Origin of the sequence: Cognatundibacterium rugosum (assembly GCF_014284365.1) — a bacterium.
In the GTDB taxonomy this organism is placed as follows: domain Bacteria; phylum Pseudomonadota; class Gammaproteobacteria; order Burkholderiales; family Burkholderiaceae_D; genus Undibacterium; species Undibacterium rugosum.
In genome coordinates this window covers 254,765-269,021 of sequence record NZ_JACOGG010000001.1, presented here as the reverse complement: position 1 = coordinate 269,021, position 14,257 = coordinate 254,765, and the positions used below count along the sequence as shown (strand labels likewise).

13 protein-coding genes are annotated in these 14,257 nt (G+C 52.7%); 4 read left to right on the top strand and 9 right to left on the bottom strand.

All coding sequences use genetic code 11. From position 1 onward, the window contains the following. Window positions 1–17 precede the first annotated feature (17 nt). Window positions 18–518: a phage regulatory CII family protein gene (locus H8K47_RS01110; protein ID WP_186879578.1), complete on the bottom strand. Its 501-nt coding sequence runs from the start codon at window positions 516–518 to the stop codon at window positions 18–20. Window positions 519–635: 117 nt separating this feature from the next. Here H8K47_RS01110 and H8K47_RS01105 point away from each other — a divergent pair, with 117 nt between their 5' ends. The 3 genes from H8K47_RS01105 (at window position 636) to H8K47_RS01095 (ending at window position 3,224) form a co-directional block, all read left to right on the top strand. Next, window positions 636–1,547, top strand: a complete 912-nt coding sequence (locus H8K47_RS01105; RefSeq protein ID WP_186879577.1) for a hypothetical protein — start codon at window positions 636–638, stop codon at window positions 1,545–1,547. A 3-nt stretch (window positions 1,548–1,550) separates the two neighbouring features. Then, on the top strand, window positions 1,551–2,363 hold the full coding sequence (locus H8K47_RS01100; RefSeq protein ID WP_230410130.1) for a hypothetical protein: 813 nt from the start codon (window positions 1,551–1,553) through the stop codon (window positions 2,361–2,363). Window positions 2,364–2,453: 90 nt separating this feature from the next. Beyond that, entirely contained in the window at window positions 2,454–3,224 is a 771-nt protein-coding gene (locus tag H8K47_RS01095) for a coiled-coil domain-containing protein (RefSeq protein WP_186879576.1), read from the top strand. A 6-nt stretch (window positions 3,225–3,230) separates the two neighbouring features. Here the strand turns inward: H8K47_RS01095 and H8K47_RS01090 are convergent, their stop codons facing one another. Continuing rightward, a complete protein-coding gene (locus H8K47_RS01090) occupies window positions 3,231–4,112 on the bottom strand; it encodes a methylglyoxal synthase (protein ID WP_186879683.1) in 882 nt (293 codons plus the stop codon). 202 nt (window positions 4,113–4,314) lie between these two features. Between H8K47_RS01090 and H8K47_RS01085 the strand changes: the two genes are divergently transcribed. Then, entirely contained in the window at window positions 4,315–5,070 is a 756-nt protein-coding gene (locus H8K47_RS01085; RefSeq protein WP_186879575.1) for a tetratricopeptide repeat protein, read from the top strand. Here H8K47_RS01085 and H8K47_RS01080 read toward each other — a convergent pair. The 7 genes from H8K47_RS01080 to H8K47_RS01050 form a co-directional block, all read right to left on the bottom strand. After that, a complete protein-coding gene (locus tag H8K47_RS01080) occupies window positions 5,034–7,466 on the bottom strand; it encodes a sensor domain-containing protein (RefSeq protein ID WP_186879574.1) in 2,433 nt (810 codons plus the stop codon). The genes H8K47_RS01085 and H8K47_RS01080 overlap by 37 nt on opposite strands. Next, entirely contained in the window at window positions 7,463–8,737 is a 1,275-nt protein-coding gene (locus H8K47_RS01075; protein ID WP_186879573.1) for an HD-GYP domain-containing protein, read from the bottom strand. Before H8K47_RS01075 ends, H8K47_RS01080 begins: the two co-directional genes overlap by 4 nt. A 208-nt stretch (window positions 8,738–8,945) precedes the next feature. After that, a complete protein-coding gene (locus tag H8K47_RS01070) occupies window positions 8,946–9,965 on the bottom strand; it encodes a transporter (protein WP_186879572.1) in 1,020 nt (339 codons plus the stop codon). A gap of 197 nt (window positions 9,966–10,162) precedes the next feature. After that, window positions 10,163–10,852 carry an aquaporin Z gene (gene aqpZ / locus H8K47_RS01065; RefSeq protein ID WP_186879571.1) on the bottom strand — a complete coding sequence of 230 codons (690 nt, stop codon included), beginning with the start codon at window positions 10,850–10,852 and terminating at the stop codon, window positions 10,163–10,165. 163 nt (window positions 10,853–11,015) lie between these two features. Then, window positions 11,016–11,873, bottom strand: a complete 858-nt coding sequence (locus H8K47_RS01060) for a hypothetical protein (protein WP_186879570.1) — start codon at window positions 11,871–11,873, stop codon at window positions 11,016–11,018. Window positions 11,874–12,035: 162 nt separating this feature from the next. After that, window positions 12,036–12,518, bottom strand: a complete 483-nt coding sequence (locus H8K47_RS01055; protein WP_186879569.1) for an SRPBCC family protein — start codon at window positions 12,516–12,518, stop codon at window positions 12,036–12,038. Between the two features lie 125 nt (window positions 12,519–12,643). After that, window positions 12,644–14,119: a M28 family peptidase gene (locus H8K47_RS01050; RefSeq protein WP_186879568.1), complete on the bottom strand. Its 1,476-nt coding sequence runs from the start codon at window positions 14,117–14,119 to the stop codon at window positions 12,644–12,646. Window positions 14,120–14,257 lie beyond the last annotated feature (138 nt).

The window sequence follows — 14,257 nt, the reverse complement described above, 5'->3', positions numbered from 1 at the left end:
CCCTATATTAGCAGAGCTTAGGTTTCAGTCTGCTTGCGAACACTACGGTGGGCACGGATGCGCGCCCGCCATTCACCCAACACGGTCAGTGCCTCCTGGAATTCACGTTCGATCAGATCGGCTTCTGAGTCCGTGATCACGCCATCGAGTAAGGCTGTCGAGACGGCTTCTGCCACATCACCAACCCGACTCATGACACGGCACACGGTTTGCGACAAGTCGTCGTCGCTGACTGCGCTGGGTTCTGGTACGACGAAGGCGGCCAGACCATGGCGGCCCAATAAAGCATGCAAGGGAAGATGTGACTCTTTGACACCAGCTTCGTGGCAGTGCTCTATAATGACAGACAGCTCTTCGAAAGACGGGTAATGTGATTCTATGCCCGGGGCGAGCTTATTGCGCAGCACATTAACCGACATTCCCATGCGCGCAGCGAGGGCCTCTAAGCCACCAGGATAAGCGCGTGCCACTTTATACAGCGCATCATGCTGGTTCATGTCCGAATATTTGCGGGTCATGGTGAATCCTTTAATTTATTACCGATGAACTTGTTGATCGTGCTCACTATCATGCGTTGCAGACAGTGATACGGGATTGTACAGATTCGTTAGCAACTTCTCCATATACGAAAGACCATGAATTCATACCGACAAAAGATTTTGGTCGTCATCTTGGCAGCGCTGCTGCCGCTGACCAGCATAGCGGCATCCTCCAGTGGACGATCAGGCGGCTCTTCTTCTGGCATGCGTGGTGGTTTTTCGTCGCAAAAACAAGCTGTGAATAAAGCGCCTGCACGGCAAACGAATTCTTCTTTCGGCAGTTTCAGCCAGAATAAAGACAGTGCCGCCGCACCTGCCGGTAATTCCCGCTCCGCCATGCAACGTGATATGGATACCACTCAGGCGCGCAGCAATGCATTGAAGAATATGGATGCACGTGAAGCACCATCCCGTCAGGCCAGCAATGCGCCCGACTATCGCTACAACAATAATCAGAACAATCCGGCTTCGCCTGGGTATGGCAACGCAGGTGGGAATAACAATGCCTTTGGTAACAGCGCGCGTCAGCCTGGCTATGGGTATGGTTCACCACAAAACCAGCCAGCTCAGGCGCAGCAACAAGTCTATTCTCAGCCCCCTGTGGTTCAGCGTAATAATTCTGGCCTGATGACCGGTGCGGTTGCGGGCATGGTACTGGGCAGCGTGATGAGTCATGGTCACGCCAATGGCAATCCTCAGCCTGCAGCTACCCGTAGCAATCAACAGATTTTTGAACCCCTGCCGGATGCAGGTACTGTGTCCCCTGCACCGCAAGCAGACAATAGCATCAGCGTGTCTGAGGCCACCTCAGTGCCGGCAGTGCAACCATCCGCGCGTACTGACACTGTGACGCCGCAAGCAAGGGCCAATGCGGGCATGGGTGCAGGTGGCGTATTCGTGATTCTGCTGTTACTAGGCATCTGCGCCTGGGCCGGGCATCGTATCTGGCGCAAAATGAATGAAAACAAACAGGAAAAATCTGTTCACTACAGCTTAGGAAAGGGTTAAGTCATGGCATGGAGAGACGCCTATCAGTATCTGGGTAAGATGTTTCAGTCTTCCGGTAAGCCGGATTCAGCCGGGCAGCAACATGAAGAGCAGAATCGTCAGGATGCCGGTCTGCCGCTGGCAGCCCGTATAGGCAGTATCGTTCATCTGCAACAGACGCCGCTGATCCGGGCCCAGGCCATGGGTTCTCTGATCAGTTTGCCGGATGCTGATGAAGACCGTATCGTCGCGATCAGCCGTGTACAGTTTGCGATGCAGGGCAATGTCTACCGTTATTACTTGTCCACCAGCGAAGAAGGGGTGGAGAAATTCATCGAGCTGTATTGTGCACATGAGCAGGAAATCAGTGAGCTGCGTTATTGCAGCCGCCTGACCCGCCTGATACCGGAAAGCACGGAAGACCAGCAAGCTTACACCGGTGAACTTGGCTATGGCCTGGGTGACCGCAGCTATACCTTGTGGCGTGCACAATTGCAGGATATGGGCTGGAGTGCAGCTGATCTCGATACCGTATTTGCCGATCAGGAAAGCATTAGCTATGAACGTGAAGCTGGTGATGCCGGATTAGATTTTGTTGCACCTTATCGCGGTAAAGAAACCCGTATCGACGACGCGCAGGGCCAGCATGGTTTGCAGCAGGATATTGTGTTCATGCCCTATGGCCGTGTATTGCCGGCGGATCAGCAAGTGCACGAGCAGTTACTGATCACCACGGAGATGATACGTTCTGTGAATGGTGATCGTCAGCAACGAGGAATATACGTCGATTTCACGATAGCGCTGGCCATAGAGCCTGAGCGTTTATCGATACAGTAGCACCCTGCATACACAGGTTAATTTTTACCCTCAGGACTGACGCTTACATCGCAGTTTGCGTACAGCCCTCACTCTCTGAAAGGAAGTAACATGAGCAATTTAAATGGCTGGGGTTTAACCGCACGTCTGATTTCCAAACATTTTGGTGCACTGGGTGACCGGGTTTCCGAAGCCATCGCGAATTTTGATCCTGAGACAGCGACCGAAGCTGATCGCGACCGTCTGGCCGTGACCCTGCGTGAAACTGCGCAGAAACTCGCTTCGGCGCGTTCTGCTTTCGATAAAGAACATGGTGACGTGGTGCGTTTGCGTGAGTTGATCGCGAACGATGAAAAAGCCGCACTGACGCTGGCAGAACGTCTTGCCGCTGGCAAAATTTCAGAAGCTACCGTAAGCCTGTTCTGTGACGAACTGGAAGCGAATAAGGCGCGCTTACCTATCGAGATTCAGGAAGAAGCCGATGCGCGAGAATACATGGACGAGTTACAGAAAATCGTCGATGCATTGTCTAAGCAATTGGCTGATTTTGATGCTGCCGCTAAAAAAGCGCTGCAGGAACTGGCGGCTGCCAAGGCACAGAAAGACTTACAGCAATTGCGTATGGAGAGACAGGAGCAATTGTCCAGCCTGAGCAGTATGCAAACGCACTCCACCGCACTCAATGCCCTGACCCGCCGTGCACAATCAGTCAGCAATGAAGCGGCAGGTCTGCGCATCGTGGCTGACATCGCACAAAAACCGCTGGATCAGGCGGCAGAAATCAATGCGATCCGCCAGTCCGTTGCACAGGCAGATACGGCTGGTGAAACCGCCTTACAGCGCCTGCAGCGTTTATCAGGTGCCAAGCCAGATGCAGCTTAAGCGTTGTTACGCAGATGCTGAACGCAGGCTGAGTGCTTGCAAATAACGATCTGCCTCACTGACTTCGCTGATCACCAGAGCGAAGTCAGTGACGGTGCGCGCTGCACGTTCCAGCAATTGAATATCTGCTTCGTGTTGACGCGCGACATGCGGATCTTCGAGAAACAGGATGCGGCGTATTTTGCGTTCCAGCACCAGTTCAGCCAGCTGCGCGTCGCCGCCTAAAGGGCCGGAACGATACGGATGCACCCAGGCAGGCAGCTCTGTTGCTTTGAGTCGGCTGGCGGTTTGATTTAATAAACCACCCGTAGTGCCAGTCGCATAGCGACAGGCAAAGCGATCCAGGACCGCAAAATGCTTTTCCGCCAGTGTCAGCATTGCTGGTTTGAGCGCATCATGCGCAATCAGAGCGATGCCTTCCCGCTCCAGTTGAAAGCGCGCATCCAAGGCCGGGTTGCTTGTTTTGCCAAGCAGGCAGGCTTGTAGTTCCAGCCATTCCTGAGCGCTGGCCAGTGTCGCTAAAAAAGGCTTTTGATGGATCACGCACTGACGCTTCAGTGCGACGGCTTCCGGAAATACGGAGGAAGGATCGACCGGATCGATGAGATAGATGACAGCATCCACGGCACGTAGCGGATCTTCATCCACCACACGCGACACCAGTTTCATGAGCCCGCCTTCGCGACCGTAAGGAAAACGTTCGATAGCAGGGCATAGTGTGTCCAGCCCATGCTTGTGGATCGCATCCAGCGTGCGGCCAACGACCACGAATTCTATGTTCAAATAGGTGATCGCTGCCTGAGAACCCGTCAGCAGTTGTACCAGCGCAGATTGTGGATCGTCCTGATGGGAGCGATTAGCGATCAGGCCTATCCGGCGTTTTGGCATTGCAGCCGCAGAGCGAAGAACTTGCACACGGAACTCCGTAACAGTCAGTAGAGAAAGCATGCAGTGTAGCTTGAGATTTGCAACATTTGTGGCAACTGCCTACAATTCGTTACTGAAAGCAAGTACAGAGATATATGATTCTTAAAAGAAATGCGTACACTTTGTACACCATGTCAAAACGGGGTAGGCCAGCATGAAAAAAATGCGCCATCTTTTATTGTGCCTGACGATATTGCTCGCTTGTGGCAGCGCGCTGAGCGATGACGAGTTCGAGGATGATGAAAGCCTGCTGCAGCGCTGGGCAATGCTAGGCGATATGCAGGCACAAAATACACTGGGTTTGCTGTATTTGAATGGTGATCTGGGTTTTCAAAGTATAGAAGATGCCAAACTTTGGCTGAACCGCGCTGCGCTACAGGGGCATCCGGGTGCTCAGACGAATCTTGGACTGTTGTACCTGACTGGCGAGGGGAATGAGCGTGATGAGGGGAAGGCCCTGGAATTTCTGAATATGGCCGCGCGTCAGCAATTTTCTTCCGCGCAGATGATTATGGGTTTTTTGTATGAAAATGGACGCGGTGTCACCCAGAATTATCAACAGGCAGCCAGCTGGTATGAGGCTGCGGCCAATCAGGGTAACAGCAGCGCACAATATCACCTGGCGATGATGTATCGTGATAGCAGAGGTGTGCACCGGAACGAGGCCAAGGCGGCTTACTGGTTCCGTCAGGCGGCTGATCGCGGCATGTCGTCGGCCAGTTTTCAGTTAGGCATGCTGTATCTGTATGGCCAGGGCGTGGAAAAAAACCTACTGACCGGTTATCAGTATCTGCTGTCAGCCAGTTTGCAGATAGGCTTGAAAGCAATGGATAGCCGCGATCTGGTCAGCAGTGCGTTGACCGCTGAACAAATCGCCGATATTCAGGAAGAAACCCGCAACTGGCAGCTCAAACCCTGACCAGATAAGAACAAATTCTCAAATTCAGTCGCGCTGACAGCCGGTGAGCACAGAAAGCCCTGATACTCATCGCATTGCAAACGATCGAGTAAGCAGCGTTGCTGTTCAGTTTCCACACCTTCAGCGATCACTTGTTTCTGTAAAGCGTGGGCGAGATGCACAATCGCTGTCACGATAGCGACATCGCTGTCATCGTCAGGTAAATCATCCACAAAAGAACGGTCGATTTTCAGCTTATGAATCGGGAAGCGCTTCAGATAGCTGAGACTGGAGTAGCCGGTACCAAAATCATCGATCGACAAGCGTACACCCAGCTGTGACAAGGCTTCCAGTTTGCGCAGGGTTTCTTCGGCGTCACGTATCAGGACAGATTCGGTCAGCTCTAATTCGATACCATCCGCTGCAACATCATATTCTTCCAGCGTCTGCGCCACACTGCTGACAAAATTCGCCTGTTGAAATTGCAGGGCTGAGACATTGAATGCCATACATATCTGATGGCCGGCACGACGCCATTGTGCCGCCTGGGAAATGGCTTCACGCATCACCCAGTGACCGATAGCGACGATGGCACCGGATTCTTCCGCAATCGGAATAAACTGCGCAGGACTGATCTCACCCAGCTCTTCGTCATGCCAGCGTATCAGCGCTTCAGCACCAAATATCCGCCCGGTTTTCAGATGGATCTGCGGCTGGTAATGTAGCCGGAATTCCTGTCGCTCCAGAGCCTGACGCATGGCATGATCCAGCTTCATCCGTGACAACAGGCCGATATTCATTTTCTTTTGATAAAAACGAAAATCCGAGCGGCCACGTTCTTTGACGTGATACATCGCGCTGTCAGCATTCTTAATCAGATCCGCCATATTGGCGCCATCACCCGGGAACATCGCAATACCGATACTCGATGTGACGGTAAAGCTCATGCTGTCTAACAAGATTGGCGCGGTCAGTTCTTCCAGTACGCGGCGGGCACAGATTTCTGCGCCCTCTGCATTGGCTTCATGCAGCAACAATACAAATTCGTCACCGCCCAGACGCGCGGCGGTATCGACCTGACGTATGCAGTGCTTCAGGCGTTCAGTCACTTCGAGTAAGACGCGGTCACCGAAAGGATGGCCCAGCGAATCATTAATCTGTTTGAAGTGATCCAGATCCAGAAACAGTAAGGCGAAGGTCCCGTTTTTGCGGCTGGCAATCGTAATCGATTGTTTGATCCGTTCCGCCAGTAAGACGCGGTTTGGCAAACCGGTCAGCGCATCGGTAAACGCCAGCTCTTCGATGCGTTGTTTTGCCAGATGGGTTTCGGTACGGTCTTTGAAAAAACCGATGTAATGGATGGTTTTACCGTATTGATCCTGCACCCGGACCAGAGTGATCATGCACAGATAGGCATGGCCATTTTTGCGCCGATTCCATAATTCCCCTTCCCAGAAACCAGCGAGTTCCAGCTTTTGCAGGATTTGGTCGATCAGGTCTGCATTACTTTCAGATGAAAAAAACTCACGCGGCGTTTTGCCCCGCATCTCATCTTCGTGGTAGCTGCTCAGACGTTCAAAACTGGGATTGGTGGTGATGATGCGCTGATCGGCATCGGTAATAAAAATCGCATCAGTACTGGACTCAAATACCTTGGCCGCCAGTTGCAGGCGCGCTTCATCTTCCAGTTTTTGGGTAATGTCACGATAAGAAAAAACTCTGCCTATCGGTCTGCCTCTTGCATACTGCGGCAAGGTAACACGCTCCAGTATTTTTCCGGAGCGCAGTACCAGCACATCGGTTGCTTCCATCAGGGGAGAGCGTGTGATCGTCCCCAGACGCTCCGTATAATGCTCGGCATCGATCATGCACTTATCCATCCATGCATAGATCGCGGCATCGTCGCGCTGCGTCATGAGCTTATCGGGCAATCCCCACAATTCTGCAAACAAGTGATTGTAGCTGCGGATGCCACCTTCCATATCTGTCACCAGTATGCCGTCCGCCGTGGATTCCAGTGTGGCGCGCAATTCAGCGATCAGTTTTTCCAACTCATTTTCGACATGACGCTGATCAGAGTGATCGCAAATAGCGACTACGTACACAGAGCTGTCCATGCCGACTTTGACCAGACTGACCCGGCGTTCAACTTGCACTACGCTGTTATCGGCCCGGCGTAACAGGGTTTCAGAATAAATACTGTCGGATAAACCAGCTGCCACATCCTCCCAAAAAAACACATCTTCAGGTGCAGCCGCAATATCGATCACTGAGCTGCCGTGTAAGCAGTTTTCTGGCAATTGCAATATCTGATGTATCTGGCGGTTAGCCGCGATGATTTTCAATTCTATCGGGTCGACCAGAATGACTGCTTCCAGCATGCCCTCTATCAGTGCCTGAAGTTGATGTGGCTTCATATGCCTTCTCCCAGCGGTGCGCCGGCTTCCAGCCCACGCTCAAAGAAATAGCAAAGACGTTTGCGTGGCGACAGATAGTCGTAAGCCGCCTTCGGAAGTTGTAAGGGTTTCAGACTGCGATGTATACCCAGCTGCTTTTCATGTTCCAGATTGATCACCAGTGCGTCTTCGCGTGGCACACGGCTATCATGGATAATGACTTTGGGTTTGATCGGGCGGCTGGAATTCACCGATACCACCAATGCATAGCGGTCATCGGTCAGTTGTACCACTGAGCCTGGTGGGTAGATACCCATCATGCGGATAAAAGCCGTCAGTGTGGCTGGATCAAAGCGCGCCTTACCCTGGGTAAAAATCTGGGACAGGGCTTCATGGGGGGTGACTGCAAGTGCAGGATTAGACGGATTGCACAGATTATCGTAATGATTGACCAGTGCGACAATGCGCGCCAGAGGTGAAATTTTATCGCCGTTGACGCGGCTGGGATAACCGCTGCCATCGATAAATTCATGATGCTGGGCGATCAGTAACATCGCCGATGGGGTCAGTGCCATCTTACGTGCCAGCGCGACGCTATGGCTCACATGCTCATGGAAAAGCAGTTTTTCCGCATGGTTGAAATGTTCATCCATCCAGCGCAGACGGTCGGGCAAATTGACTTTGCCAATATCGTGCAGCAGCGCGCCCAAGCCCAGTTGCAGCATGTCGGCTTTGCTCAGTTGCATGGCTTTTCCCAGCAGCAGGGAAATCACAGTCACATTAATTGCGTGCAGCGAGGTTTTTTCACCAGCTTTTTCTGACAGCAAGCGTATTGCAGCTTCATCTTCACTCAGCACTTCACCCAGGAAGGCCTGAATTAATTGCTCCGTCAACTCCTTAGCCAGCTCAGGTTGCGCATGCACCTGTTCGTTCACTTGCCGCAAGGTCTGGGCCGCATGATTGAATTGTTTTTCACAGACTTGCAGGCTGGCCGCCTGGCTAGCCAGTAATTCACGGCGCAGTCTGGCAGCCCGGCTTTGTTCGGATTCCTGAGCAGCAGGGGTCAGGCGGTCATTTGCAGCCCCGACGGGTTCAGGCGCTGGCGTACTTTTTTCAGGCGCATAGCGCACTTGCTCCAGACCTAACGAACGTATGGTATTGATTTGTTCCTGGCTGCTGATTTTGAAATTACTTACAGGAAATGGATGGTCCATCCACCCCATATCCAGGTAGATAAACATCCCGATTCTAAGCAGGGATACATCAATAAACTGGGTCTGAATATCAGTCATAGTTCCTGCTGTACTCATCTTGTTTTAAGGCGGCATTCATCTCTTAAGAAAATGCTAAATAGTCTGAGCGCCCTATGTTACATCAAAGCATGGCAACAATTAGTACATTGCCATGCAGAATTGTTGTTCTGCAAGGAATGCGGCTTTCCGCACAAGATTGCCGCGTGCGACACGCAATAATCATTTTCATACAATAAGATGATTGTCCCTAGTCCTCACGCCGGCTACGGAATGCGAGCCACCCGGCGATCAGGGTAAAACTGATGACGATCGCAACCACGATCCAGAAACCAAATTCATGTTGTGCCAGCGGAATTCCACCTACGTTCATACCCAGCAGACCGGCGATGATATTGATCGGTAACGCCAGTACCGTGACGATAGTCAATACGAACAATGAGCGGTTATTTTGTTGGTTGACGCTGGCCGCAATTTCTTCCTGCAGCAATTTGATTCTTTCCTGCAAAGAGGCCATATCACTGAGTACCATCGCAAATTCCTCGGTGGATTGCCGTAATTCCTGAATATCGCTTTCGGCAACCCAGGCAGGTGGCTTCTGTAGCAGGCGGAATAAGGCTGCAGGTTCCGGCGCGAGCAACCTTTGCAAGCGCACCAACACGCGGCGTATTCCACCCAGATTAGCGCGCTTATGATTCAGACGTTCAGCCAGTAAATGGTCTTCGATTTCATCGACTTTGCGAATCACGGTACGGACGATGCCAATCAGCACATCAGCCTGATCGCGTAGCAAATGGATCAGTAAATCCGTTGGTGAATGAAAGCGCTCACCATGGTTGACCGCATGGCGCAAACGATCGACGGCTTTGAGTGAGGTGCGGCGGGTGCTGATCATCATGCCCTGATTCAGACATATCCACAGGGTGGCGATGTCTGAGGCTTCGTAGGAAAAATCATGCACGACGTCATTCACCACCGCGATCAGATGCCGGTCAGCATGCTCTATCCGGGTTGAGCGTGAGCCTTCATGCAGGGTTTCAAAAAATTCTTCGGGCGCTTCCGCATGTTCATGCAACCATTTTTCTGTTGACACATTGCTGAGATTGAAATGCAGCCAGATAAAGCTGCCATCATCCGCAAGCTGGCGCTGTTGCAGCCAATGTGCGGCTTCTTCGCTGGAAATCGCTTTACCCGCCTGATTGGCACAGAACAAATAGCCGCAAATTAAACCGGTCGCGTCCGAGCCATAAGAAAGGTGTTCCAATGCCATATCCAATTCCCAGCAGAAATGATCGTGATGGCAGCATTGTAAGGGCTTTGTTGTGCATGTTGTGCAATTCAGCATGCGCAAATTGAGGGCGCTATTCGCCATGCGCGGCGGAAAAGAAAACGGCAGCTTTGCAGCTGCCGTTTTTTTAAGCATGCTTAAACACTTCTAAGCATACTAAGGTCATCAAAGCTTTTGTATCAGTCTTCTGCGCTGGCCAGGAAGTTATACACAGCTGCACCTATCACGGCACCAACCACGGGAGCGACCCAGAACAGCCATAGTTGTTCCACCGCCCAGCCACCTGCATATAAGGCGACGCCGGTACTGCGGGCCGGATTGACTGAGGTATTCGTGACAGGAATACTAATCAGATGTATCAGGGTCAGGCACAGACCGATGGCGATAGGTGCAAACCCTTTCGGTGCGCGTGCATCCGTGGCGCCCATAATCACCAGCAGGAACATGGCCGTCATCACCACTTCAGTGACCAGTGCTGCAACCATGGAATAGCCGCCAGGCGAATGTTCGGCATAACCATTCAGCGCAAAGCCTGCGCTGATATCAAAGCCAGGTTTGCCGCTGGCGATCAGCAACAGTACGCCACCGGCCAGTAATCCACCGGCGATCTGAGCAATAATGTAAGGTAACAATTGCTTGCCAGGGAAGCGTCCACCTACCCACAAGCCCACAGAGACGGCGGGATTCAAATGACAACCTGAAATATGGCCAATTGCAAACGCCATCGTCAGTACCGTCAGACCAAATGCCAAAGATACCCCGTGCAAGCCTATACCCACGCCGGGAATAGCGGCCGCCAGCACTGCACTGCCACAGCCACCGAGCACCAGCCAGAAAGTGCCGAAAAATTCTGCTGCATATCGTTTCATGTCGATTCTCCTGTCAATTAAGTTCTTGGTGATACTGAGTCGTTCACCAGTTCCCGCATGCTAGGGCAGCAATCCTGATCGTGGCTGTTAATTTTTGTCAAAAATGAAATATTGGAATGTCATTTAACAATTCTTCATCGAAAAATTTCTCATAGGAATTGAATTAAATCCTGGCATCATAAAATACCTGATGGCTGGCGCTACGCTGGCCACGGATATTGCTGTATTTATTCAGACTAGGGTGGGTAGTACCAGTCGTGTAATTTGTCCAGATCAATTCCAGATCACAATAACTCACCAGTGCGGTATTCGCGTTATTGTTATTGGCTGCTACGCTGCGCGCATTTAGTGCGCGGTCCAGATCGAGGGTGTCAATGCGGTAGGCATCCGGATCCAGCTTATATGGCAGATCTGATTGCTCGTTGAAACTGCTGCCATCGTAGCGCGTACATTTCATGGTGACGCCGACAGCCACGTTATCCGGCATGCTGCGGCTGAACTGGACCCGCAGTTTGCCTGCACTGCGTGCCAGGGTGACAGGGCCAGCAGGATTCACGATGCTGAATACTGCTGGCAGTGTGACCATATTCGGATAGGCGGTACCAGCCCTGATGAAATTCACAGTGACGACAGGTTGTACACTCGCATCCGGGATTTGTGCGCGATATTTATAACGCGTTCCATCTATATCGCTAAGCATCACAGTCTGACCATTGGAGCTGGCGCTGAGCTGATCACCGCCGCTGGGGCGAACCACGGTCAGGAGGTTGGCACTTTGGCCCAGACCTCCATCGACCTGTACCACACCATTACGCTGCGTGACGATAAAATGCATGGAAATATCCTGCAAGCTCACATCCGCTGAGTCTTTGCAATTCGTCAAGGCACAGGCAATCCCGGCACCGAGCGCGTTTCCCATATCGTTGGCAATATCGGAGCCAATACCGCAGGCGCTCAGACTCAGCAGCATGCCCGCGATACCGCTTTGTTTCAGTAGGGATGTTGAATAGTGCTTGCGCATGACAGTCTCCTGGTGGCATTGAGGACTGTATCTGCATCACCGTAGACAGAAGCTGGCAATCACTTTCGGGATGAGCGGATGAGCCCTGATTATTTTCTGTTAATTTTAATAATAACAAAAAAATATCAGTCCATGTGTTTGTCTGGCAAGATTTTTTTTGACTCAGCTAGGCAAGGCATCCAGCCTGCCCGCCTCAGCCAGTTCACGTATCACTTTGACGGTATCGATATCCGCTTCCTGGTAAGCGGATTTACGGTAGTCGTTGTACATCTTGCTTTCCTGGTCTTGCGCCTCCGGCATGCCATCGTCATAGATAAAACGCAGGAACAGCCGCTGATCCTGTGGCTCTTCAATTTGCATACGCAATGTGGACGCGGTAATTTCACCCTGGGCTGGTACCGCGTAATGCACATGTTGCTGATGCTCGAAAGTCACGCTGTCACGCACTTCCAGCGCGCCGTACTTCAATGTGCGCTGCATGCTGACGTCACTACGGTCTGCGATCAGTGCCTCATCCAGGTAGGGAATAAACATTTTCGGCGCTTCGGCGCGCAGTATCAGTCCGCGCCACAGTTGTTCGCGTGTGATGAAGTAAGCGAGGGGGTTGAGCAGGTCGTTGATTTCGACCAGATGTTCAAATTTCATGGGTTGCCCTTTCAAGTTGGGCATAGTTTACCGGAGTTTGCGTTGCTGTATGTTGCGCTGTGCCTGAATCCAGGCACAGCGTTGTGCTTCAGGCCGCTGTACAAAATCCTGATGTTAACCCTGATTCAGCCTGCAGTCCGGGTTTTACGACTCTGAATTAACGCATCACCGGAGCCAAAATCCACTGGCGATTGCGCAGCCATCCACGCAAACACGGCAAACGCAGCGCAGGACTGGCGCAGGCGTGCCGGGTCGATTTTATCGAAGGTATCGTCAGCTGTATGATGCAGATCGAAGTAATCATCGGCCTGCATATCCAGACTGAAGCTGGCGGCACCCGCTTCGCGTAACACGCCCATGTCTGGCCCCGGATGGGCCTGATTGCCACCGGCATTGACGCCCAGTCCAGTCAGTACCTGTTGTATCTGGCCGACTACCGCCAATGCGGCTGGGCGCACATCGGAACGCAACATCTTGACCGGTCCCTGACCCGAATCGGCTTCTGAGGCAGCCTGGATGCGGCTGATCTCATGGCGATGTGCGGTATGGTATGCGCGGCCGCCGATCAGGCCCTGCTCTTCATTGGCATACAACACCACACGTATGCTGCGGCGTGGCCGCAACTGATGACGCCGTAAAAACTCCGCCGCACCCAGCGTGATGGCGCAGCCTGCACCATCATCGACCGCACCCGTGCCCAGATCCCAGGAATCCAGATGACCACCGATGAGCACATAGTCATCCGGCTGCTCACTGCCGCGCAATTCACCGATCACGTTATACGAGGTGAAGTGACCACCCATCGCCGTTTGTATGCGCAAATCCAGCCGCACCGGCTCGCCTCGGTCCAGCATGCGCACTAACAGATCGGCATCGGGATTCGAGATCGCGGCGGCAGCAATGCGTGGTGCATCATCATCGTAATGCATCACACCGGTATGCGGCAGCCGGTGGCTGTCGGTCCCGACCGAGCGTATCACCAGTGCCAGCGCACCTTTACGTGCTGCCTCCGAGGCGCCACGCGAACGGCCCGCAGCGACCTCGCCATAGTCTGCCGATTTCTTTAATTTGTGGTCGATGAACACGATCTTGCCGTGTACTTTGGCCGGATCGGTATTTTTTAAGTCTTGCAGGCTGGCGACGCGTACGATGTCGGCCTGCACGCCGCCCTCGGGTGTCGATACGCTGTGACCCAGCGCAGTGACCTGTAAGCGGTGTGGATAAGGACTGATCACACTGGCTAGTTCCGACAAACGCTGCCAGACCGGATACTGCACCGGCTCTTTCCAGACCTTGTCCAGCCCTAACGCACGCATTTTGGCTTCGGCCCAGGCCACCGCACGCAGATCGGCTTCGCTGCCAGCCAGGCGCGCCCCGACTTCGGTGGTCAGGCTTTCCAGAATTTCATAGCTGCGGTTATCGCTGAGTGCATGCTCGCGTATCCATGCCGCAGTTTGCATCTCTGCTTCGCTGAGCCGTGCCGGACCCGCCGCTGGTATGGCGTCCGCCGCCTTCAGCAGCGGACTGAGGCTGACACCACCCAGCATCGTGAGTAAACCTGTGATTGCACGGCGACGGCCGGCCTGATGTTGCTGATCCATGTCATTCCCCTTTGTTGCCACCCGTTGCGTGGCGTTTTTTTTCGTCTTGTCAGGCTGATTGAGCGCTATTGCGCTGCTTAGTATCGGAATTCCGATAAGAGTTCCCGCTCTGGGCTAGAATACGTCGCTCAACCAGAA